Consider the following 21970-nt stretch of genomic DNA (forward strand, 5'->3'; position numbering starts at 1 on the left):
CGGGTAAAGGACGTCATCCCTGTGGACGTCCTTTCGGCGCGTCGCGTTCAGATGGGGGTATCAGCGCGTCACGCCGAAGCCGAGCGTCCGGCGACTGATCGTCGGAGCCGGTCGGCCCTTGAAAAGGGACTAGTGCGATGCGAACCAAGACGGGACTCAATACAGCGCTGATCGGCATTGTCGTCGCGTTGGTCATAACGGTCGTCGCGGCGGCAGGGTCTACTGCGCCGATGCTTGGATCTGCACCGGCCATCGGGTCCACGAGGCACGATTCGCAGACTCGCCTCGGCACCGACAGTTCGTTTCTGCGGGGCATTCATCGAGCGGGCATCATCGCGCCGGACCAGGAGGCCGTTGAGACGGCGAATGAAGTCGCCAGGATGGACTCGTCGAATGCCGGCGCTGACGACATGGCTCGTGTCATTCGTAACTTCGGGGTGTATGACGAACATGTCGACGCGTTCGAGGCGGCAGCGACAGCCGCATACGGTTCGTATGGGCAGGATGCGGCGTTTCTGCAGGGCATTCATCGAGCGGGCATCATCGCGCCGGACCAGGAGGCCGTTGAGACGGCGAATGAAGTCGCCAGGATGGACTCGTCGAACGCCAGCGCTGACGACATGGCTCGTGTCATTCGTAACTTCGGGGTGTACGACGAACATGTCGACGCGTTCGAGGCGGCGGCAATAGCCGCATACGAGATTTAGGCGTGCGAGCTCTGACGAGTGCTGTAGTGGCGCAAGAGGCCAATGGCACTCCCTACGAGGACGGTTACCAAAAAGGTTATGCCGACGGCTTGGATTGGGGGAGGAGCCACTGCGGGTCCGTCGAGGAGACAGATCCGGTTTCCGGCAGGTCGGGACCTTATTGGGATAGCTACAAACAAGGCTATCTGGCCGGATTTCCGGAGGGCCTGAACAGCCAAGCAGGGCACTGCGTCGGAACGTCGGAGAGGGGAGCGCTGCTCACTCACGACATGGCCGTGGCGCCGGCCGGTTTGATTAATGGATCTAATTTCGGTAATCGATCGCCTTCGCCTTCTGGTGACGACGCGATGTTTCTGCAGAGAATTCGCGCTGCTGGGATCACCAAAGCCGTGATCTCGGACGATCAGGCCGTTAGTACTGCCCAGCGAATAATCTATCTGGTTTGCGACCGGAATGGGCCAAGCCGCCCCGACACGGAAGAGCTCCTGGTGGGCGAATTCGGCATGAGCGCCCAGCAAAAGATCGCCTTTACGCAGGCGGCGCTCCAGGTTTACCAGCATACCAGCGACACCAACAACTGCGGCAGCGCAGTGCGCTAGGGACGTGATGGCCGATCTTCGCGGCGCTTCTCAGCGGGCTACCGATCGGGTTCTTGCTCGTGTTGCCCGGCTCGGTCCTGCGGCGAGCCGGTGCGGCCGCCGTAGGTGGCGATCTTGTATTCGGTGGCGGCCAGGGACAGGGTGAGTTCCTTGAGCTGCCGGCGGATCGTGTCGCGGTGTTCGAGCAGCATGTCCAGGCGTTCGGGGACGGTCTCCTCGCCCTCGTCGACCAGTTGCACATAGTGCTGCAGGTCGCGCATGGCCATTCCGGACAGGCGCATGCGGGTCAGGAACACCAGTCTCCGTACCGTGTCCGCGTCGTAGCTGCGGTGGCCGAAGGCGTCGCGGCCGACCTCGACCAGGCCGACCCGCTCGTAGTAGCGCAGCGTGTGCGGTGACATGCCGAGCAGGTCGGCGACCTCGGTGATCGTCATGGGTTCGGTCGCGTCGCCCACGTCGACGAGGCGGTGGATCACCTCGACCGACATCGGCCCGTCTACCTCGTCGAGTGCGGACAGTGCCCTGGACATCAGATCATCGGTGGCCACGTCATCACCCTAGATCGGGCGGGCCGACGCGGCGACGTCGGGGAAGTCGGCGGCGTGCGCGGTCGGCGCCCAGCGTTCGAGCTCCTCCAGGCCCCGCCGGTAGGACCGGCCGATGCGCTCGACCGCCTCGTGCCCGAGCGGAAGGCGCAGCGGCAGCTCGTCACCGGCGACCAGGTCCACGATGATCTCCGCGGCCCGCACCGGGTCGCCCTCCTGCACGCCGTCGGCGCCGGCCATGTCGCCGCGGACGGCCTCCAGCACTCCCGCGTACGCGGGGCTGGATCCGGCGAACCGGAGCACGTCGGGCGCGTTGAACGAGGTGCGGAACCGGCTCGGCTCGACGATCATCACCCGCACCCCGAACGGCGCGACCTCGCCGGCCAGCGCCTCCGACCAGCCTTCGAGCGCGAACTTGCCGGCGGAGTACGCCCCGACGCCCGGGAAGGAGATGCGCCCTCCCTGGCTGCTCATCTGCACGATCGTGCCCGACCCCTGGCCGCGGAAGAACGGCAGGACGGCCCGTACGAGCGCCGCCGGGCCCACCAGGTGCAGTTCGAGGGAAGCGCGCAGCTCGTCCTCGCCGACCTCCTCGGCCGCGCCGACCACCCCGCGGCCGGCGTTGTTCACCAGCACGTCCACCCGGCCGAACCGGTCGGCCGCCGAACGCACGAGGTCCCCGGCGCGCCCGGTGTCACACACGTCGAACTCGGCGACCAGTACCTGGTCACGGTGGGCGTCCGCGAGGTCGGCCACCGACCCGGGCCGCCGTACGGCCAGCACCACGTTGTCCCCCTGTCCGATGGCGCGTTCGGCGATGGCACGGCCGAAGCCCGCCGACGCGCCGGTAATGATCCATGTCCGCTTACTGCCTGATCGCGATGTCATGCCGGAGACGCTAGGAGTTTGAGCGCGCTCGAACGCAAGCGCGGCGTCCGACCTTCCGCTCCCCGTACGGTCAAGGACGGCTGGATCACCACGGCCGAGACACGGAGTCACGCGCCACCGGCGTGTAGCTCGCCGGCCCAGGGGACTACACCGCCGGTTTGCCGGGAGGCGGCAGGATCGGGAGATGGCCGAACTCTTGACCGGCGCGGCTCTGGCCGCCCGCGCCGCGGAGGCCCTGGAGGTCCCGCTGCAGCGTTCCCTCGGCGCCCGGCTCCTCGACCCGGACGCCCCCGCCGCCGGCGCGTGGTTCGTCGTGGCCGGCCTGGCGAGCAACGGCCGGGGCGCCCTCCACGCGGCGGCCCTGGGCACGGTGCTGGAACTGGCCGCCTACCTGGCGCTGCTCCCGAGCCTGTCGGTGTCGGAGGACGCGGTGACGCACGCGATCGCCACCCAGCTCGTCGCGGCGGCCAAGGACGGTGACCGGGTGGAGGTCCGCGGCCAGGTGGACCGCCGCACCCGGCGCCTCGCGTTCCTGTCCGTGGTCGCCACGGCCGAGGACCGCACGATCGCCCGCGCCCAGCTCACCAAGTCGATCCTCGGACCGCGATAGCGGCCGGGCCTCAGCCGGCCGACTCTCGCGGTTTCCGCGCCCGTACGGCCAGGACGGCCGGGGTCGGCTCGCCGCCCTCGGTGAAGCGTTCGAGGGTCAGGCCGGCGTCGAGGAAGGCGTTCAGCAGGGCGGGCAGCGGCCAGTGAGAGGCGCCGACCTTGTCGCGTACGCCCTGGTCCGTCCATGAGGCCTTGGTCCAGTGGCCGTCGGCGTAGCCCCGGCGGATCACCACCGCCGCGGGGTCGGCGCGGTCGGCGAAGCCCCCGCAGAAACACGGATGGACCCCCACGTGCACGAACACCCCGCGGGGCCGCAGCACGCGCGCGGCCTCGCGGAGGACGGCCGGATAGCCCGGCATGTCCGTGTGGACCATCACGGCGATCACCGAGCCGAGCGATCCGCTGCGGACCGGCACGCGTTCGGCGTCGCCCCGCGCGACCGGCAGGCGGCCTCGGGCGTGGCGGAGCATTCCCGCGGACAGATCCACCCCCACCGGCGTACGGCCCAGCGAGCGGACGGTGGCCGCGTGGACGCCCGTGCCGCAGCCGATCTCCAGGCAGGTGCCCGAACCCGGCCCGAGCAGGTCGCGCAGGGCCTGATCGATCCCGATCGGGTCGGAGTCGTCCCGGCCGCCGAGGAACTCCTGTTCGTACCAGTCCGCGATCGCGTCGTACGCCGCCGGTGCCATGCGCCCTCCTCGCCTCGTCCCGGACCCTGTCACGCCCCCGTCCGGCCTGCCACGCGCTTCGCCGTCGGCGGACCGAACGAGATCACGGCGGGTCGAGGTACGCGCGGGCCTGGAGCGTGAAGAGCTGGGCGTACGTGCCGCCGGAGCGAAGGAGCGCGTCGTGGTCGCCCACCTCGGCGACGCGGCCCTGGTCCAGGACGACGATCAGGTCGGCCATCCGCACGGTGGAGAAGCGGTGGGAGATCAGCAGCGTCACACCGCCCGCCTCGCGCCCGGCACGGGACACCTCCGCGAACCGGGCGAACAGCCGCGCCTCGGCGACGGCGTCCAGGCTCGCCGTCGGCTCGTCGAGGACGGTCAGCAGCGGCGCCGGACGCATCAGGCCGCGGGCGAGCGCCAGCCGCTGCCACTGCCCGCCGGACAGCTCGTGGCCGCCCGTGAACCACCGGCCCAGCGGCGTCGCCAGGCCCTCCGGCAGGCGCTGCACGACCCGGCGTGCCCCGCCGCGGTCCACCGCGGTGCCGACCGCCGCGTCGTCGCCGGCGCGTGGCAGGTCGCCGGCGCCCACGACCTCGCGTGCGGTCAGGCTCGGGCGCAGGAAGTCCTGGAAGACCGCGGTCGTCCGCTCGCGCCACCGGTCGGCCGGCATCGCGGCCAGGTCCTCGCCGTCGACCAGGATCCGGCCCTCGGACGGCACGTACATGCGCGTCAGCAGCTTGACCAGCGTCGTCTTGCCCGCGCCGTTCTCGCCGACGACGGCGACGGTCGCGCCGGCCGGCAGGGTGAGGTCGACGTCGCGCAGCACCGGTTCGTCCCGGCCCGGGTAGGCGAAGGTCACCGACTCCAGCCGGATGCCGGTGCGCAGCGTCGCCGGCACCGCCCCGTCCGCCGCGGAGCGCGCCGTGGCCGCGTAGCGCTCCAGCCACAGCAGCCGCCGGGCGGTACGCACGGCGGAGGCCAGCGAGCCCGCCGTGTCGGTGGCGCTCGAGACCTGCGCCTGCGCGCGGCGCATCAGGCTCACCGCCATGACCACCTGCCCCGGTGAGGTGTGCCCGTGGACCGCCCGCAGCACCAGCACGATGATCACCAGGACGAACCCGGCGGCGTAACAGACCCACCCCAGCCCCTCCCAGGCCGCGGCGCGCAGCGCGGCGCGGACCGAGCCGGCGCGCACCCGTTCGGCGATCGCCGAGTGCCGGGCCGCGAGAGAGCCGGTGACGCCGTACGTGCGCAGCTCCTTGGCGGTGCCGGCGGTCGTGGCCAGGGCGAACAGCTGGTCCGCGAGACGCCGGTCGTCGGCGAGCGCGTCACCGGAGGCCTGCTGTACGCGGCTCGCCCGCCGGTCGGCGAGCATCGGCGCCAGTCCGACGAGCGGCACGACCATCACGGGCGGGTACACGGTCGCGAGCAGCACGATGATCGCGGCGCTGCGGATGACCACCTGCCATCCGCCGAGGAGCTGCCGCGCGGCGCCCGCGAGCGTACGGCGGCCGTCGCGGAGCTGGTCGATCTCGCTCAGCAGGTCGGGGCGTTCGAGGTGTTCGACGCCGGGCACGGCGTTGACCAGGATCGAGATGCGCGCCATGAGGTAGGAGCTGACCCGGTCGGTGAGCGCGGAGTTGCGCGCGGCGCTCATCGTCGTCAGCGTCCACGCCACGGTGAACAGCGCCGCGACCAGGCAGACCCCGGCGACGACCCGTGCCCGGTCGTGGGCGAGGGCACCGTCGACCATGAGATGGAATCCGAGCGGGAACGTCGCCGACGCGACCGCGGCCACGGTGGTCGCGGCGAACGCCCACGCGAGCATCCCCGGCGCCGCCCGCCACGCGGGACCCACGAGGACGCGCAGCACCGTGCCGGAGGGCCGCACGGCCTGAAGCCGGAACATCGCGTACGTTCGGCCGGCCCGCCGCGGTTCGGCCACGTTCATCGGCCTTCTCCGAAGCGGGCGACCTGGAGGCGGAACATCTCCGCGTACGTCCCGTCGGCCCGCAGCAGTTCGTCGTGGGTCCCGTTCTCGGTGACGCGGCCTCCGTCGAGAACCGCGATCCGGTCGGCCCGCCGTACGGTCGAGAAGCGGTGTGAGATCACCACGCTCGTGACCCCCTTGGTGATGTCGAGGAACCGGTCGTAGAAACGCGCCTCGGCCCGGACGTCGAGCTGCGCGGTGGGTTCGTCCAGGACGAGGATCCGCGCGCCGCGTTCCACCGCGTACAGCGCGCGGGCGAGTGCGAGCCGCTGCCACTGACCGCCGGACAGGTCCTGGCCGCCCTCGTACTGCGCGGACAGCACCGTGTCCCAGCCGCCGGGCAGCCCGTCGACGAGGTCGGCCGCGCCGGCCCGGCGTGCGACGCGTGCCAGCGCCTCGGCGTCGACCGGCCCACCGAGCAGGTCGAGGGCGACGTTCTCGCGCGCCGTCAGCGGGAAGCGGGTGAAGTCCTGGTAGACCACGGCGACCTGCCGCTGCCACTCGCGCGCCGGCAGGGCGCTCAGCGGTACGCCGTCGATGAGGATCCGTCCCGCGGTCGGGTCGCGCAGCCGGGCCAGCAGCGTGACCAGGGTGGTCTTGCCCGCGCCGTTCACCCCGACGATCGCGGTGGACGTGCCCGCCGCCAGGACCAGGTCGAGGCCGGTCAGCACGTCCTGATCGGTGCCGGGATAGCGGAACGCGACGGACGCGAACACCACGTCCTCGCGCGGCAGTCCCGCGACCGGGACGGCGGCGGTGTCCTTCCCGGGACCGGCGGCGTCCTCATCGGGGCCGGCGGCGGTCAGGTCGCTCGTGAGCGCGTCGAGGTCCGGCACCGAGGCGAGCATGCCCTCCAGGGCGAAGTCGGCCGCGTTGACGCTGCCGGCCTGCATGCTCGCGGGGAGCATCGTCAGCATCACGACGAGCGCGCCCAGCGTGATGGTGTGGTGGTACGCCGCCCGGCCCAGCAGCGCGGCGCTCACCGCGTACACGCCCAGTACCAGCGCGCTGAGCAGCGCGATCCGCCGGTTGATCCGGCGGAGCTCCGCCCACGAGGGCCGCATGGCCTCGTCGTACAGGGCGCGGTGGCGGCCGACCAGCCAGTCGCCGAGCCCGAACACCCGGATCTCCTTGGCCGCCTGGGGACGCCGGGCCAGCCCGGCGAAGTACCAGCTGCGCCGCAGCGTCTCCGTCGCCCGCCGGTACGTGCCGACCCGCGACCGTACGAGCGCCCGCAGCGGCCGGTTCAGCACCAGCCACATCGCCAGGACGCCGAGCCCCAGCCACCAGTGGAACGCGGCGAGCACCGCGCACGCCAGCACGCCCGACAGCCGGTCACCGGTGCGGCCGATCAGCGCCATCGCGGCGCCCGCGGGCTCCTGGCTCATCAGCTCGCCCTGGGCCGAGGACAGCCGGTCCAGGACGGCCGGGTCCTCGAGGTGGTCGATCCCGGCCGGGGCGGACACGGCCTCGATCAGGCGCCGTCGCGTCACGACGCTCATCCGCGCCTGGGCCACCGTGCTCAGGGCGTCCTCCACCGGGCCGCGCAGCAGGGAGACGGCGTACAGGCCGCCCGCGGCGCCGAGGTCCACGAGCATCCGGTGCCCGGCGGGCGAGCCGAGCCCGTCCTCGACCGCGGCCGGGATGCCGCCGACGGTGCGGCCCATCGCGACGAGGACGACGTTGGGCAGCAGGGCCTCCACGACCATGAACACCAGGGCGGCGGCGAACAGGCCGGGCGCGGCGGAGGCGAAGTCGCGCAGGACCCGTGCGCGCGCCGAGGATCTCACGGGGTGTCCTCGACGTCGTCCCAGGTCGCCAGCTCGGACATGAGCGTCCCGGCGATCCGCAGGACCTCCCGCTCGGTGGGCGACAGACGCTCCATCGCGCGCGCCAGCCAGGCGGTGCGGCACCGTACGTCCTCGCCGAGCCGCGCGGCACCTCGTTCGGTGAGGTGGAGCAGGACTCGGCGCCGGTCCGTGCCGGAGGGGCCGCGCGTGATCCACCCGCGTTCCTCCAGGCGGGCGAGCGTCCGGGTCAGGGTCTGCGGCTTGGCCCGCTGGAGGGCGGCGAGACGGCCGGCCGTCATCGGGCCCTCGCGATCGAGGTGGGTCAGCGCGCTGATCATCGACAGGGTCGTGCCGTCACGCGGCCGCTCGGCGCGCATCCGCTGCGCGAGGTTCGAGGCGCCGATGGACGCCGCGACGGCCGCCTCGGGCAGCTCCGGGAAGTCCTCCACGGCCAAGGAGATTAGTAAGCCATGACGAAGGAGTTCAACCGAATTTACCCGCGATCATCCTGAGATCGTTACGCAGTTGCGTACATACGTGCAGGGGAGCAGGTCTCCAGCCGCACTCAGGGGATGCCGCACTCGGCGCGGCAGGTGGTTCCGGGTGGGGGCGGCCTCCGCCGGGGGCGTTTCGGCCCCCGCCCGGCGAACCGGACGACCGGACGGGGGCCTGACCGTTCTCAGGCCCGTACGCCGGCCAGGCTGCGGCACGCCTCGGCGCAGGTCCGGCAGATCCCGGCGCAGCGCTTCATCACCGGGTCGCTGTTCATCGTCGTGCACGCCTCGGCGCACATGTCCGCCACGCGGGCGCACGTGGCCGACATCTCCAGGGCCTGGGGCGACTGACGCATGAGCATGTCAGCGCACGCGCGGGCGACGTCGACGCAGTCCATCAGTGGGCCCATCATCATCATGTCGACGTACTGGCCGCCCTGCTTCAGGCAGTGTGCGATCGCCTGCTCGCAACAGCTGTAGCTCTCGATGCAGGCGTCGATGGACTTCTGCATCTCCCCGCTGATCTTTCCGCCGTAGTTCACGGTTCCTCCTCGGATGGGGCCTCGCCTACTTCGCGTGGCCGGACTTATGACCCTCATGTGGCCATATTCCCCGGGCCGCGCGTCCGAGTTGCCGTCAGTCGTCGCTTTTATAAGGGGCGCCCATTATTTTGCGGTCGCGCGTCACCTGGTTACGGCCGCCCTTCCACGGAGGTGGTTAATTTGCGTAAAGGTCCCGGCCCTTCCTTTGAGGCGGATTGTGCTGTTGTCTCGGAACGTACGGAACGTACGGATCGCGCGGGTCTTTTCTGGGGATTCGTCCCCTGATCACCATCCTCCGCTTGCCACGCCGGGGGCCGCGGGATCCGGATCTCTGGGGGGAGCGAGGGGCCCGGCGGACGTCCCGTCGCCGGGCCCCTTGATACTCGGCGCCTGATCCGACCCGAAATCCTTACGTTGTGCGCTCCGACCGTGTCAGGAACCAGATACGGTCTTTGGGCTGACAGTCCAGATCATCCCGATACCGAGGGGGGATGACCGTGTCCGGCCCGACGGACGAGAACGTTCCCGCATCCGGCTCCGCCGCGCCCTCTGACGAGGACGAGAGCCGGGCACCGGACCGGGACGAGGCGCGCCCGCCACGGGAGACGCCCGCCGAGCCGCCCGCCGGGACCGACGGCGATCCGGACGGCGAGGCCCCGCACGACGACGGCCCGCAGGACGACAACCCGCAGGACGACCCGTACGAGGCAGGCCCGCAGGAGGCCGGGCAGGAGGGGATCACGCGCCCGTGCGCCTACTGCGGGCGGCCGATCCCGCAGCCCGGCGACTCGTCTCCGGCGGTGCGGTACTGCCCGGACAACGGAGGCGCCTGCGCGAACGCCGCGGCCGAGCGGCGGCGGCGCGACCAGGACGCTCCGGGGCTCGCCGGCCAGGTGGCGCGCACGTGGGACATGGTGGAGCGGCTGGAGGACGTCGCGGAGCTGCTGGCCATCTCGCTGACGGGCGGCCTCAGCGTGGCGGGCGTGGAGCGACGGCTGGCCGAGGCACGGGCCGAGGCCGCGACCGCCCTGGCCGAGGCCCACCGCGAGCGTGAGGCGGCGCGGCTGGAGGCCGAGCAGGGGCTCGCCCAGCTCGGCGCCGCACACGACGAGGTACGGCGAGCCGAGGCGCGGGTGGCCGAGCTGACCGCCCGGCTGGAGTCCGCGTGCGCCGAACGCGACACCGCCCGCGAGATGAGCAACGAGGCGACCCGCACCGCCGAGGCCGCCAACACCGCGATCGCCGCGATGAGCGACGAGCGCGACCAGCTCGCGCGGCGGGTCGCCGAGCTCACCTCCGCCCTGGACCTGGCACGGGAGGAGCTCGCCCGCCAGCGGGAGGAGCTGGCCGGCGCCGAGGAGGCGCGGAAACGGTCGATGGCGCTGGAGGAGACGCGCACCCGGCTGCGTACGGCCGAGTCCGAGCTGGACAAGATGCGCACCACCGCCGAGATCGCGCAGAAGGGCCGCGCCGCCGCCGAACAGGCCTGCGCCGAGGCCGACCGTCAGGCGCTGGAGGCCCGCTCGCACGCGGAGGAGATGAGCCTCGAACGCGACGAGATCGTCGCCGAGCGCGACTCGCTGGCCGCCGACCTCACGTCGTGCCGCCAGGAGCTGGAGGCCGCGAAGGCGAGCCTGGCCGAGGGGGAGCGGATCGCCGCCGAGCTGGAGGAGTGCCGCGGCGAGCTCGAACAGCACCAGTCCCGGCTCGTCGAGCAGCAGCTCAAGTCCCGCGAGCACTCCCAGATGGTCGACCAGCTCCGCGGCGCCCTGGCCACGATGATCGCCGAACGCGACGCCGCCCGCGCCGAGGCGGACGAGGCCCGCAGCGAGCTGGAGCGGCTCGTCAACAGCGGTCCGTCCCGCTCCCGTCACGCGCGCCCTGCGGAGTTCGGCGCCCCACCGCCGGCCCCGCCCTCCGCCCCGCCGTCGGTTCCGCCCTCCGCCCCGCCGTCGGGCCTGCCGTCCGCACCGGCCGACGCCACGCAGCCGCCGGGCGCGTACCCCGCCTCGGCGTCCGGCCAGTACTCCACGCCGCCGGGCCAGTTCGCCGCGCCGCCGCCCGCCCCGGGCCCCGGCCAGGCCCTGCCGCCGGAGCCCGGCCAGGACCTGCCCCCGGGCCACGACCTGGGCGGCGTGACCGGCCCACCGGAGTCCTTCCGCCGCCATCGGTTCCTCCCGCCGGAGGAGCAGGCCCCCTGACCCCCGCACCGGCCGCACGCCGGCTCATCGCGCGGGCGGGCCGGTGGGCGGTGCGGTGGGACGTACGGTGTTGGCCGTGACCCTGGCCAGGACGCCCGGAGAGAACAGCGACGCGGGCGCGGATGTCAGGGCCAGCACGTCCAGCAGGCTCGCGCACACGCGGCGGTCCACGTTCGCCGCCGCCACCACCCGGTCCACGTACGCGTTGATCAGCCGCGTGCTCAGCCCGGTCGGGGCGGCCTCGGTCTCCCGGTACCGCAGGTCCTCGCCGGTGGCCACCAGCCAGGCGCCCGCCGCGCTGCGGCTCGCTCTCTTCTGGAAGCGGCGTTCGAGGTCGTCACGGTCCTCGCGCAGGCAGCGGTCCAGGGCGACGGCGGAGATCGCCGCCACGCTCATGCCCTGCCCGTAGATCGGGTTGAACGCGCACGCCGCGTCGCCCATGACCACGAAGCCGCGCGGCCAGGCGGGCAGCCGCTCGTAGTGGCGCCGGTGGTTGGCCGTACGGCGGAAGCCGCGGATCGGGCTGAGCGGCTCCGCGTCGCGGATCGCCTCGTACAGCACCGGATCGCGCAGGCCCTTGGCGAAGTCCAGGAACTCCTCCTCGCCCGTCGGGCCGTAGTCGCCGCCCGCGCCGGACAGGCTGCAGATCCACCGGCCACCCTCCTGCGGGAACAGTCCTCCCGTCCGCCGCGTCTCCGGCGGGTCCGCCTGCAGGTAGAGCGCCTTCCAGCCCGGGTCGAAGCCGTCCGGGATGGCATAGAAGCGGCTCGCGTACCCCAGCAGCGGGTCCACCAGCGTCTCGGGCGGCGCGGGGTAGCCGAGAGACTCCAGCCACGCGGGCGCCCGCGATCCCCGCCCGGTGGCGTCGAGGACGAGGTCGGCCGCCACGGTCTCGCCCGACCGCAGCACCACCCCGGCGACGTCGCGGCCCCGGGGCACCAGATCCACCACCTCGTGCCCCTCCAGCACGTCCAGGGAGGGCACGTCGCCGGTGAGCCGCGACCGTACGGCCCAGTCCAGCAGCGGACGGCTGAACGTCAGCAGCCGCGTCACCTCGAACCGCGTGCGCCAGCCGGCCGCGGTCAGCCATAAGACATCTGCGGGCACCCCGATCTCCACGGCGCCCGCGGTCAGGAGCGTCTTCTCCAGCCCGGGGAACAACTCCTCCAGCAGGAACAGCCCCCGGGTCCACAGCACATGCAGGTGACGCGACTGGGGGACGCCCGGCCGGAACGCCGCCCCGGCCGGGTAACGGTCGCGCTCGACCAGGGTGACGCGGTCGAAATGGCCGGAGAGGACGCGGGCTGCGAGGAGCCCGGTGAGGCTGCCGCCGATGACGACGGCGTGGTCACGGTTCATGTGCGGCCTCCCGGACGGGCGGGGGCGGACAAAAGCTCCATACTGCGAGTCCGTTCTATGAAACCGGCATATTGACGCTCTGTATAGGGCGCGGATACTGAAAGGCCCGGAGCGAGGAGTCATGCCATGACCACCAGCAGCGATCATGCGACGAGGCCGCCGTCCCGTACGCAGCACCACCGGATGGTCAAGCGGGAGCTGACCGAAACGTCCCACCCGGAATGGGCGCTGGCCATGGTCGACGCGCTCAGGCCGGAGTGGTCGGCGGTGCTGGAGTCGCCGCTGTTCACCGCGACGGCGGACGGGGAGTTCCCCGAGGCGGCCTGGCGGCGGATCCTGCTCGACTTCTTCTGCGTCGTCGAGGCCTTCCCGAAGTACATGGGCGTGTACCTGGCCAAGACCACATTCGGCCAGACGCCCGGCGACCACCTCGCGCGCGACTGGCTGATCGGCAACATCCGGACCGAGGCCCTGCACGCCCAGTGGTACGCCGACTGGGCCGCCGCCCACGGCATCGGCTTCGACGAGCTCGTCTCCCACCGTCCCGGCCCCGAGGTCGGCGCGCTCTACGAGTACCTCTGGTCGGTCTGCTACCGAGGCTCGCTCGCCGAGGCCTTCGGCGCGGTGAACTACGCGATCGAGGGCACGACGGGGGAGTGGACGCAACGGGTCCTGCCGGCCTTCCGCAAGCGGTACGCCGACGACCCGCACGCGCTGCGGTGGCTCGTCGAGCACGCCGAGTACGACGACGCGCACCCGCGCGAGGCGTTCGAGCTGATAAAGATCACCGTGCGGGACGAGGCCGACCGGGAGAAGGTCGAGGCGGTCACCCGGCGTTCGCTCGAACTCTTCCGGCGTGGCTTCGACGCGGGTTTCCACGCGGTTGGGTAATGTGACGGTGAATTCTCCATCAAATCGAACGGACTTTGATCCGGTTCACGCCGGATAACAGAATAGTCCGGACTGGCCTGCGGCGATATGTCGCGAGTGCTCTTGCTCGCGGCCTTTCATAACGCTCCCTTCGGTGGCATCTCTGCTGCTCAGCGTGGGTATCTCATGGTCGATCACGCTTTGCGCCTAACGGTCCAAGCCGCAGGAAGGGTTGCGAATGCATGTCACTGCCAGTGGTCTGAAATGGTTCATCTCCACGACCACCGGCGCCGCGATCATCACCAGTGCGGGTTGCGGCGGCGGTGGTAGTTCCGCGGGTCAGAGTGCCGTGAAGAAAGGGGAGGCCGCGGCGGCGCGGGTGGTGATCACTCCCGCCAGCGGCACCGCCGGCGTACGGCCCGACGCCCCGGTCGTCGTCCGCGCGACGGGCGGACGCCTCGCCGACGTCGTCCTGGACAGCGGCGGCAGAAGGATCTCCGGTGAGTACAACCGGGACCACACGCGGTGGCAGTCCCGGTGGACGCTCCAGCCGGGCAGCACGGTCAACGTACGGGCCAGCGCGGAGAACGCCAACGGCCTGGTGTCCACGGCGCAGAGCAGCTTCGCCACCGAGAAGGTCACCGGCAACACGTTCACCGCCTCCCAGGACGAGGTCCTGGAGAGCCGCCGGGGCGACACGTACGGGGTGGGCCTGCCCATCATCCTCAACTTCGACAAGCCCGTGCACGACCGCGCCGCGGTCGAACGATCGCTCCAGGTGATCGCCGAGAAGCCGGTCCTCGGCTCGTGGCACTGGTTCGACGACAAACAGGTCGTCTACCGGGCGAAGAGCTACTGGCCCGCCTACCAGACGGTCAAGCTGATCGCCCACCTCGGCGGGGTGAAGGGCGGCAAGGACCTGTACGGCGGCAAGGACCTGGTCCGCACCTACCGGATCGGCGGCTCGCACATCTCCTACCTCGACATCGCCAACCACCACATGCGCGTCGAGCACGACGGCAAGGTCGTACGGCGGGTGCCGATCAGCGCGGGCATGGGCGGCTCCACGGAGTACACGACGACGAGCGGCATCCACATGAACATGGAGAAGGACGAGGACGTCACCATGACCTCGCCCGGCCGCGGCCCCGGTGACCCGGGCTACTACAGCGAGCTGATCCACTACGCGGTCCGCGTCTCCAGCGCCGGTGAGTACCTCCACCAGACGCCCGGCGACGAGGGCTGCCTCGGCGTCAGCAACTGCAGCCACGGGTGCATCCGCCAGCCCGCCGCCGACGCCATCTGGTACTACAAGCAGTCCCAGCCCGGCGACCCGGTCGACATCACCGGCACCGACCGTCAGGTGGAGCCGGACAACGGCTGGTCCTACTACCAGATGTCCTGGGCCAAGTGGCTGAAGGGCAGTGCCCTACATCATCACTGACGGAGTTGTCGACCGAGAAGTCAGCTGACGGACACCGTCCGTGAAGACGGGCTTCTTCCGGCGCGTGCAGCCTGGTCTCTGTGAAGACCGCTGCACGCGCCGGCGCCGTGGTGATCCTGTTGACCTCTCTGTCCGCCGCCGGCCCGCTCGGCCGTCCCGCCGACGGGCCGAGGCGCGTCACAAGCACCGCGTTCACTCCGGAACGGCCCTGCCACGGCCACGCCGCCGCGGACTTCGACGGCGACGGCCGGAGCGACCACGCGATCGGCGCGCCGTACGCCACGGTGGCCGGGCGGGTCCGCGCCGGGGCCGTCGCCGTGAGCTACGGCGGTCACGTCGGCTGGCTGTCCATGCCGGCCCCCGGGCGCGATGCCGGGTTCGGGGCGACCCTCGTCACCGGCGACTTCAACGGCGACCACTGTGACGACCTCGCCGTCGGCGTCCCCGACCAGGATCCGCCGCGCCCGGGCGCCGACGGTACCGGCGTGGTGTCCCTGTACTACGGCTCGCCGCGAGGACTCCGCCCCGGCCGCGTCCTCGGCGTGCGCGACCTGCGCCGTACGCCGCGCGGCGACCGGTTCGGCACCGCGCTGGAGGCCGGCGACCTGGACGGCGACGGGCGCGACGACCTGGTCGTGGGCGCGCCCGGGCTCTCCGGCGGCGGTGGCGTCGCCGTCTACACACGCGGCCTGCGAACCGCGCGCCTGATCACCCAGCACACCTCGTGGGTCGGCCAGAGGACGAGCGAGACGGACGGTTTCGGCTCGGCGCTGGCGATCGGCGACTTCGACGGCGGCCACGACCGCGAGCTGGCCGTGGGCGCGCCCGGCGACGGCGACGAGGCCTCGGGCGCGGTCACCGTCCTCGACCCGGCCGCGCACCGGTCCCGGCGGATCACCCAGGACAGCGCCGGCGTACGCGGGGTCCCCGAGCGGTACGACAGGTTCGGCACGGCCGTCGCCGCGGTGGACGCCGACCACGACGGCGTCGACGAGCTCGCGGTCGGCGCGCCCGGCGAGGACCAGACCAGGATCCCGGAGAACTACGCCGCCGGGGCGGTCCACGTCCTGCACGCCTCCGGCCGGGACGACCTGTGGACGCTGCGCAGGGCGGGTGGCTACGACCGCTTCGGCACCACGCTCGCCGCCGCCGACCTGAACGGCGACGGCACGGACGACCTGGTGGCGAGCGCGACCGGCCGGGCCGCCGTCCAGGTGCTGACCGGCCACCGCGGCCGCGGCCTGTCGCGCGGCCCCCTGATCACCTCACCGGCGGGCCGTACGTCGCAGTTCGGCTGGACGCTGGCGGCCCGCGGCCGTGACCTGTACGTCGGCGCCCCGGGCGCCGGTGGCTTCGGCGGCACGGTCTACCGCGTGCACGGCCGGACCCGCACGCCGGTCCAGAGCGGCTCGGACGGGGAGCTCCTCGGCTACGCCGTGGTGTGACCGGCCCGGCGGTGCGGCGCTGCCGTCTCTGGTCCTCCGCGGTGTGCCGCCCGCGGGTCAGAGCTGGGTCTCGCCGCCGTCGACGTACAGGTTGGCTCCGAGGATGAAGCTGCTCTGCCCGGAAGCGAGGAAGGCCACCACGCTGGCGACCTCATCCGGGTGCCCGATCCGGCCGAGAGGGACGCCCGCCGCGAAATCCGACTTGGTGACAGGTGTGTCCTCCGTACTGACGACGGCGTCGAGTCCAGGAGTGTCGATGGTGCCCGGGGAGATCGCGTTGACCCGGACGTTCCGGCCCTTGAGCTCGTTGGCCCAGGTCCGGGCGAAGGACCGGATCGCCGCCTTGGAGGCCGCATACGTGCCGAACGCCGCGACACCGTCACCGGCACGGACCGAGGAGTTCAGGATCACCGAGGCGCCGTCGTTGAGCAGGGGCAGCGCCTTCTGCACGGTGAACAGCGTGCCGCGCACGTTGACACCGAAGGTCTGGTCGAAGTGCTGCTCGGTGATCTGCTCCAGTGTCGCGAACGAGGCGCTCGCCGCGTTCGCGAAGACCACGTCCAGGCCCCGGCCCCGGGCCCGGACCGCGTCGTACAGGCGATCCAGGTCGGTCAGGTCGGAGATGTCACCCACCACCGCGGTGGCGCCCGCCGTGCCGATGGTCTCCACGGCCGCATCCAGTGCGGCCTTGCGCCGGCCGGTGATGAACACGTGCGCGCCCTCCGCCGCCAGCCGGATGGCGGTCGCCAGGCCGATCCCGGTGCTGCCGCCGGTGATGACGGCGGTCTTGCCTTCGAGCTGTCCCATGCGTCTGACCTCCATGAACTTCCGTACCGATCGGCACTAAAAGACCGTAGCACATCTGTACCGAACGGTACGGAAGGGATATGATCGACGGCATGGAGACGCGGCAGAAGGCGCAAATCGGCCGACCCAGAGGTTTCGACGCCGGCGAGGCGCTCGAACGCGCCATGCGGGTCTTCTGGGAACAGGGCTACGAAGGCGCCAGCCTCACCGACTTGACCAAGGCCATGGGCATCACCCGCACCAGCATGTACGCGGCCTTCGGCAACAAAGAGGACCTGTTCCGCAAGGCCCTGGAGCGTTACACGGAAGGCCCCGCCTCATACGGGGCCCGGGCCGTGCGGGAGCCGACCGCCCGGCAGGTGGCCACCGCGTTCCTGAACGGCTCCGTCCGTGCCACCACGCATCCCGGCTGCCCTGCCGGGTGCCTGGGCGTCCAGGGCTCCCTCGCCGCCGGCGAGCCGGGACGCGGCGCCCGCGACGCCCTCATCACCTGGCGCGAGGAGGCCACGTCCCTTCTCCGCGACCGGTTCCAGCGAGCCGTCGACGAAGGCGACCTGCCTCCCGGCACCGATGCCGGACTGCTCGCGCGCTACGTCATGACCGTGGCGAACGGTATCGCCGTCCAGGCCGCCGGCGGTGCCACGCGTGACGATCTGCAGAAGGTGGCCGACATGGCCCTGCGGAACTGGCCGCCTTCCTGACGGCCCAGGGGCATCTTCCGGCGGGAGCAGGACGCCGCTTCTCTCAGCGAGGGGCCGCGACGGCGGCGGCCTGCTGCCCGCGCGGCACGGTGGCGGACCGGGTGAGGCGGTGGGCGCCGTCCTCGACCGTGAAGCCGGCCGCGACCGTGCTCGGCGCGTTCCGCCTCGACACGTACGGCAGCGTGTGGAAGTCGGCCTGCATCCGCCCCGCCGACAGCCGGCACACGACGTAGCCGCGCCGCTGGTCGGCGTAGGCGATGTGCGGGTTCTCCGCCAGCTCCACCGCGCGTCCCGCCGGGTCGTCATAGCCGTCGCCGTCGCTGGTGATCGAGGTGGTGACCAGCTCGACGCCGGCGCGTCGCGAGTCCGGGTCGTCGAAGTCCGTCAGCAGGTCGCTCGCGTAGTGGGCGTGGATGTCGCCGGTGAGCACGACCGGGTTGCGGGCGCCCGAGGCGACGACGTCGCCGAGCACCCGGTCGCGTTCGGCGGCGTATCCGTCCCACGTGTCGACCAGCACCTCCTTGCCGGGCCCGAGGTGGTAGTCGTGCTGCGCCATGAAGATCTGCTGGGCCAGCAGGTTCCAGCGGGCGGTCGAGGAGCGCAGGCCCTCGGCGAGCCAGCGCCGTTGGTCCGGCCCGGCCAGGACGCGGCCCGTCGCGAGGCGCTCGTCGCAGTTGAGCCGGATGCCGTCGTCGCACGGCTGGCCGTCGCGGTACTGCCGGGTGTCCAGCACGTGGAAGGTCGCCAGGGACCCCCACCCCAGCCGCCGGTAGAGCCGGATGCGCGACCCGCGCGGCATCGCGGCGCGGCGCAGCGGCATGTGCTCGTAGTACGCCCGGTACCCGGCCCGCCTGCGCTCGGCGAACCCGGGCCGGTCCGAGGTGCCCGGGTGGGAGCCCGCCCAGTTGTTCTCGACCTCGTGGTCGTCATTGACCGCGATCCACGGCGCGAGGGCGTGCAGGGCCCGCAGGTCGGCGTCGGTCTTGTACTGCGCGTGCCGCCGCCGGTAGTCGGTCAGCGTCTGGCAGTGGCCCTCGGTGTGCGACCGGACGATCTTTCCCGAGGCGGCCTTGTACCCGCCCGGCGCGTACTCGTAGATGTAGTCGCCCAAATGCACGACCAGGCCCGGCTGCTGCTCGGCCAGCCTGCGGTAGCCGGTGAAGTAGCCCTGCTCGTAGTTGGAGCACGACACGGTCGCGAACGTCAGGTCCGGGGCGGTCCCCGGCGCCGGGGCCGTACGGGTCCGTCCGGTGGGGGAGAGGTACCCGGCGGTGCGGAAGCGGTAGAAGTACTCGCGTCCCGGCTGGAGGCCGGCCGGTTCGACGTGGACGCTGTGCGCCCACGAGCGCCGGGCGGTGACCGTGCCCGACCGTACGACGCGGGTGAAGCGCTCGTCCTCGGCGAGCTGCCACTCCACCTCGGTGTCGCGGGCCGGCATGCCGCCGTGCCCGTCCTCGGCGAGAGGACGCGGGGCGAGGCGCGTCCACAGGACCACGCCGTCCGGGACGGGGTCGCCCGAGGCGACGCCCAGCGTGAACGGATCGCCGTGACGGCGGGGGATCCGGGGGGCCACGGCCATTCCCGCGGCCCCGATCAGCAGGTTCCGTCGCGATAGCTGCACGTCACCAGTTCAGACGCCGTTTCTGCCGGTCACGGAACGGGCCCCTGACGGGGCGGACAACTTCGTGTGGACGCCTCATGACAGCGATTGTTAGAAAGATTTTTGCAATATTACGTCTGGTTATTGCGCGAAAACATCTGCCGTCCTACTGTGTGCTCAGCCCAACGCCGCCCCGTGCGGCGGCCGACCCCATCCCCCCGCCGGGGTTCGTCGTCAGCGCGTCCCTGGATGACTCCGGCTCTTCGCCAGAAGGGTTAAGCGATGGTGACGTCAGGTCATCCCCCCACCCCACGCCGTCCCGTGGCCCGCCCGAGACTCACGGCGATGGCGCTGGCCGTGACCTCCGCCCTCGGTCTCGCCGGCGGCGTGCTCGTGGTCCCCGCCCTGTCCGCGCCGAGCGCGTCCGCCGCGACCACGGCCGAGACGCCGTGGTCCTTCCCCGGGCGCGGCGCGACCGTGCCGTTCACCGAGGTGGAGGCCGAGAACGCGGCCACCAACGGCACGGTCATCGGCTCCGACCGCGTCTACACCCACCTGCCCTCGGAGGCGTCCGGCCGCCGCGCGGTCACCCTCAGCGGGTCCGGCAAGTACGTGGAGTTCACCCTCCCGAAGGCGGCCAACGCGATGTCGGTGCGCTACAGCGTGCCCGACGGTGCGAACGGCGCCGGGATCACCACTCCCGTCGACCTCGTCGTGAACGGCACCAAGCTCAAGGACCTGTCCCTGACCTCGAAGTACTCCTGGTACTACGGCGGCTACCCGTTCAGCAACAACCCCGGGGACGGGAACCCGCACCACTTCTACGACGAGACCCGGACGATGTTCGGCTCGACGCTCGCCGCCGGCACCAAGGTGCGGATCCAGACCTCCGGCGGCACGACCGCCGCGGTGACGGTGGACCTGGCCGACTTCGAGGCGGTGCCCGCGCCGATCGCGCAGCCCGCCGGGTCGCTCTCGGTGGACTCCTTCGGCGCCGCCAGGAACAGCTCCACCGACTCCACCGCCGCCTTCCAGGCCGCCGTGGACGCGGGCAAGGCGCAGAACAAGGTCGTCTACATCCCGCAGGGCACCTACACCCTGTACGGCCACGTGATCGTCGACGGGGTCACGCTCGCCGGCGCCGGTCCGTGGTACAGCGTGCTCACCGGCCGCGACCCGAACAACCGCAGCCGCGCCGCCGGCATCTACGGCAAGTACGTCGCCGACGGCGGCCCCAGCCAGAACGTCACCTTGAAGGACTTCGCCATCATCGGCGAGATCACCGAGCGGGTCGACGCCGACCAGGTCAACGGCATCGGCGGCGCGATGAGCAACTCCACCGTCGATGACCTGTGGATCCAGCACACCAAGGTCGGGGCCTGGATGGACGGGCCGATGGACCACTTCACGATCAAGAACAGCCGGATCCTCGACCAGACCGCCGACGGGGTCAACTTCCACATCGGCGTGACCGACTCGACCGTCACCAACACCTTCGTACGGAACACCGGCGACGACGGCCTGGCGAGCTGGCCCGAGAACAAGCCGAACGTGAACGACGCGTTCACGCACAACACGGTGGTCGCGCCCGTGCTGGCCAACAACATCGTGACGTACGGCGGACGGGACTTCACCATCTCCGACAACGTCGTCTCCGACACCGTCACCAACGGCGGCGGCATCCACGTCGCCAACCGCTACCCGGGGGTCAACTCCGGCAGCGGCACCGCGGTGGCGGGCACGATCACCGTGGCGCGCAACGCCCTCCTGCGGGCCGGCAACTCCGACTACAACTGGCACTTCGGCGTCGGCGCCCTGTGGTTCGACGGGCTGAACGAGGCGATCAACGCCACGATCAACGTCACCGACTCCGACATCATCGACAGCTCGTACGAGGCGATCCAGTTCATCGAGGGCGGCGCGACGCACACCGTCAACTTCGACAACGTGAACGTCGCCGGCACCGGGACGTACATGATCCAGGCACAGGCGGGAGCGACCGCGACGTTCACGAACGTCAAGGCGTCCTACATCGGCGCGGGCGTCGACATCCACAACTGCGTCGGCGGCTCGTTCGCCCCGACGTACGGCAGCGGCAACTCCGGCTGGAGCCTGAGCTCGACCGTCTGCACGGGCCAGTGGCCCGACCCGAACTACATCTACCCGGGCGGCGGCGGCAGCACCCCGCCGCCGACCGACCCGCCGCCCACCTGCCAGCCGGGCAGCGGCAACCTGGCACGCGGCAAGGCGGTCACGGCGAGCAGCCACACGCAGAACTACGTGGAGACGAACGCGGTCGACGGCGACGCCAACAGCTACTGGGAGAGCGCGAACAACACCTTCCCCCAGCGGATCACGGTCGACCTGTGCGCCTCGACCGACGTCGGCCGGGTCGTGCTGAAACTGCCGCCCTCCTCGGCCTGGGCGACGCGTACGCAGACGCTGTCGATCCTCGGCTCGACGGACGGCTCCTCGTACACGACGCTCGCCGGGTCGCGCGGCGTCACGTTCGACCCGTCCAGCGGTAACACCGCCACGGTCTCCTTCCCGGCCACCAAGACGCGGTACGTGCGCGTGGAGATCACCGCCAACACCGGCTGGCCCGCGGGGCAGCTGTCCGAGTTCGAGGTGTACGCCTCCTGAAGACGCGTCCGGGGGGAGGACTGGACGCATCCTCCCCTCGGACGTCCGGCACCCGCGAGCGCAAGGTT

Annotated in this window: 19 protein-coding genes; 9 read left to right on the top strand and 10 right to left on the bottom strand. The window is 71.7% G+C overall.

Features of this window, described 5'->3' with window-relative positions; all coding sequences use genetic code 11:
• Positions 1–137 precede the first annotated feature (137 nt).
• Together ABEA10_RS00790 and ABEA10_RS00795 are read left to right on the top strand one after the other, a co-directional pair.
• The gene (locus ABEA10_RS00790) at positions 138–707 is read left to right on the top strand and encodes a DUF732 domain-containing protein (protein ID WP_345455897.1); all 570 of its coding nucleotides are present in this window, start codon (positions 138–140) and stop codon (positions 705–707) included.
• A gap of 26 nt (positions 708–733) precedes the next feature.
• Entirely contained in the window at positions 734–1306 is a 573-nt protein-coding gene (locus ABEA10_RS00795) for a DUF732 domain-containing protein (RefSeq protein WP_345455900.1), read from the top strand.
• A gap of 38 nt (positions 1307–1344) precedes the next feature.
• Here ABEA10_RS00795 and ABEA10_RS00800 read toward each other — a convergent pair whose 3' ends face one another.
• Together ABEA10_RS00800 and ABEA10_RS00805 are read right to left on the bottom strand one after the other, a co-directional pair.
• A complete protein-coding gene (locus ABEA10_RS00800) occupies positions 1345–1854 on the bottom strand; it encodes a MerR family transcriptional regulator (protein ID WP_345455903.1) in 510 nt (169 codons plus the stop codon).
• 9 nt (positions 1855–1863) lie between these two features.
• Positions 1864–2739 carry an SDR family NAD(P)-dependent oxidoreductase gene (locus tag ABEA10_RS00805; protein WP_345455906.1) on the bottom strand — a complete coding sequence of 292 codons (876 nt, stop codon included), beginning with the start codon at positions 2737–2739 and terminating at the stop codon, positions 1864–1866.
• Between the two features lie 184 nt (positions 2740–2923).
• Between ABEA10_RS00805 and ABEA10_RS00810 the strand changes: the two genes are divergently transcribed.
• The gene (locus ABEA10_RS00810; RefSeq protein ID WP_345455909.1) at positions 2924–3349 is read left to right on the top strand and encodes a PaaI family thioesterase; all 426 of its coding nucleotides are present in this window, start codon (positions 2924–2926) and stop codon (positions 3347–3349) included.
• Positions 3350–3359: 10 nt separating this feature from the next.
• On the opposite strand, the gene ABEA10_RS00815 is transcribed toward ABEA10_RS00810, so the two are convergent.
• From ABEA10_RS00815 to ABEA10_RS00835, 5 genes are all read right to left on the bottom strand, one after another.
• The gene (locus ABEA10_RS00815) at positions 3360–4037 is read right to left on the bottom strand and encodes a class I SAM-dependent methyltransferase (RefSeq protein WP_345455912.1); all 678 of its coding nucleotides are present in this window, start codon (positions 4035–4037) and stop codon (positions 3360–3362) included.
• Positions 4038–4119: 82 nt separating this feature from the next.
• Positions 4120–5967: an ABC transporter ATP-binding protein gene (locus tag ABEA10_RS00820; RefSeq protein WP_345455915.1), complete on the bottom strand. Its 1848-nt coding sequence runs from the start codon at positions 5965–5967 to the stop codon at positions 4120–4122.
• Positions 5964–7796, bottom strand: a complete 1833-nt coding sequence (locus ABEA10_RS00825; RefSeq protein WP_345455918.1) for an ABC transporter ATP-binding protein — start codon at positions 7794–7796, stop codon at positions 5964–5966. The genes ABEA10_RS00820 and ABEA10_RS00825 overlap by 4 nt, the downstream gene beginning before the upstream one ends.
• Complete coding sequence (locus ABEA10_RS00830; RefSeq protein WP_345455921.1) at positions 7793–8245, bottom strand: MarR family winged helix-turn-helix transcriptional regulator; 453 nt, start codon at positions 8243–8245, stop codon at positions 7793–7795. Before ABEA10_RS00830 ends, ABEA10_RS00825 begins: the two co-directional genes overlap by 4 nt.
• Positions 8246–8475: 230 nt before the next feature.
• Positions 8476–8832 (bottom strand): four-helix bundle copper-binding protein, encoded by a 357-nt coding sequence (locus tag ABEA10_RS00835; RefSeq protein ID WP_345455924.1) that lies wholly within the window; start codon positions 8830–8832, stop codon positions 8476–8478.
• A 491-nt stretch (positions 8833–9323) separates the two neighbouring features.
• Between ABEA10_RS00835 and ABEA10_RS00840 the strand changes: the two genes are divergently transcribed.
• The gene (locus tag ABEA10_RS00840) at positions 9324–11033 is read left to right on the top strand and encodes a coiled-coil domain-containing protein (RefSeq protein WP_345455926.1); all 1710 of its coding nucleotides are present in this window, start codon (positions 9324–9326) and stop codon (positions 11031–11033) included.
• A 24-nt stretch (positions 11034–11057) separates the two neighbouring features.
• Here the strand turns inward: ABEA10_RS00840 and ABEA10_RS00845 are convergent, their stop codons facing one another.
• On the bottom strand, positions 11058–12392 hold the full coding sequence (locus ABEA10_RS00845; RefSeq protein ID WP_345455929.1) for an FAD-dependent oxidoreductase: 1335 nt from the start codon (positions 12390–12392) through the stop codon (positions 11058–11060).
• A gap of 126 nt (positions 12393–12518) precedes the next feature.
• Between ABEA10_RS00845 and ABEA10_RS00850 the strand changes: the two genes are divergently transcribed.
• The 3 genes from ABEA10_RS00850 to ABEA10_RS00860 all read left to right on the top strand — a co-directional run bounded on the left by ABEA10_RS00850 (position 12519) and on the right by ABEA10_RS00860 (position 16151).
• Complete coding sequence (locus ABEA10_RS00850; protein WP_345455932.1) at positions 12519–13283, top strand: iron-containing redox enzyme family protein; 765 nt, start codon at positions 12519–12521, stop codon at positions 13281–13283.
• 328 nt (positions 13284–13611) lie between these two features.
• Entirely contained in the window at positions 13612–14706 is a 1095-nt protein-coding gene (locus ABEA10_RS00855) for a L,D-transpeptidase (RefSeq protein ID WP_345455934.1), read from the top strand.
• Between the two features lie 80 nt (positions 14707–14786).
• Positions 14787–16151 carry an FG-GAP repeat protein gene (locus ABEA10_RS00860; RefSeq protein ID WP_345455937.1) on the top strand — a complete coding sequence of 455 codons (1365 nt, stop codon included), beginning with the start codon at positions 14787–14789 and terminating at the stop codon, positions 16149–16151.
• Between the two features lie 57 nt (positions 16152–16208).
• On the opposite strand, the gene ABEA10_RS00865 is transcribed toward ABEA10_RS00860, so the two are convergent.
• On the bottom strand, positions 16209–16958 hold the full coding sequence (locus ABEA10_RS00865; protein WP_345455940.1) for an SDR family NAD(P)-dependent oxidoreductase: 750 nt from the start codon (positions 16956–16958) through the stop codon (positions 16209–16211).
• Between the two features lie 92 nt (positions 16959–17050).
• On the opposite strand from ABEA10_RS00865, the gene ABEA10_RS00870 reads away from it, so the two are divergent.
• The gene (locus ABEA10_RS00870; protein WP_345455943.1) at positions 17051–17659 is read left to right on the top strand and encodes a TetR/AcrR family transcriptional regulator; all 609 of its coding nucleotides are present in this window, start codon (positions 17051–17053) and stop codon (positions 17657–17659) included.
• A 43-nt stretch (positions 17660–17702) separates the two neighbouring features.
• Here the strand turns inward: ABEA10_RS00870 and ABEA10_RS00875 are convergent, their stop codons facing one another.
• Positions 17703–19280 carry an alkaline phosphatase D family protein gene (locus ABEA10_RS00875; RefSeq protein WP_345455946.1) on the bottom strand — a complete coding sequence of 526 codons (1578 nt, stop codon included), beginning with the start codon at positions 19278–19280 and terminating at the stop codon, positions 17703–17705.
• Positions 19281–19604: 324 nt separating this feature from the next.
• Here ABEA10_RS00875 and ABEA10_RS00880 point away from each other — a divergent pair, with 324 nt between their 5' ends.
• Entirely contained in the window at positions 19605–21902 is a 2298-nt protein-coding gene (locus ABEA10_RS00880; RefSeq protein WP_345455949.1) for a discoidin domain-containing protein, read from the top strand.
• The last annotated feature ends 68 nt before the right edge of the window (positions 21903–21970 follow it).

It is taken from the genome of Actinoallomurus oryzae (assembly GCF_039541955.1).
Taxonomy (GTDB): Bacteria; Actinomycetota; Actinomycetes; order Streptosporangiales; family Streptosporangiaceae; genus Actinoallomurus; species Actinoallomurus oryzae.

Excerpts from the sequence above, each read along its gene's own strand:
- ABEA10_RS00790 (WP_345455897.1), top strand. The coding sequence starts at position 138 with ATGCGAACCAAGACGGGACTCAATACAGCGCTGATCGGCATTGTCGTC.
- ABEA10_RS00805 (WP_345455906.1), bottom strand. The coding sequence starts at position 2,739 with ATGACATCGCGATCAGGCAGTAAGCGGACATGGATCATTACCGGCGCG.
- ABEA10_RS00810 (WP_345455909.1), top strand. The coding sequence starts at position 2,924 with ATGGCCGAACTCTTGACCGGCGCGGCTCTGGCCGCCCGCGCCGCGGAG.
- ABEA10_RS00815 (WP_345455912.1), bottom strand. The coding sequence starts at position 4,037 with ATGGCACCGGCGGCGTACGACGCGATCGCGGACTGGTACGAACAGGAG.
- ABEA10_RS00820 (WP_345455915.1), bottom strand. The coding sequence starts at position 5,967 with ATGAACGTGGCCGAACCGCGGCGGGCCGGCCGAACGTACGCGATGTTC.
- ABEA10_RS00840 (WP_345455926.1), top strand. The coding sequence starts at position 9,324 with ATGACCGTGTCCGGCCCGACGGACGAGAACGTTCCCGCATCCGGCTCC.
- ABEA10_RS00845 (WP_345455929.1), bottom strand. The coding sequence starts at position 12,392 with ATGAACCGTGACCACGCCGTCGTCATCGGCGGCAGCCTCACCGGGCTC.
- ABEA10_RS00850 (WP_345455932.1), top strand. The coding sequence starts at position 12,519 with ATGACCACCAGCAGCGATCATGCGACGAGGCCGCCGTCCCGTACGCAG.
- ABEA10_RS00865 (WP_345455940.1), bottom strand. The coding sequence starts at position 16,958 with ATGGGACAGCTCGAAGGCAAGACCGCCGTCATCACCGGCGGCAGCACC.
- ABEA10_RS00870 (WP_345455943.1), top strand. The coding sequence starts at position 17,051 with ATGGAGACGCGGCAGAAGGCGCAAATCGGCCGACCCAGAGGTTTCGAC.
- ABEA10_RS00880 (WP_345455949.1), top strand. The coding sequence starts at position 19,605 with ATGGCGCTGGCCGTGACCTCCGCCCTCGGTCTCGCCGGCGGCGTGCTC.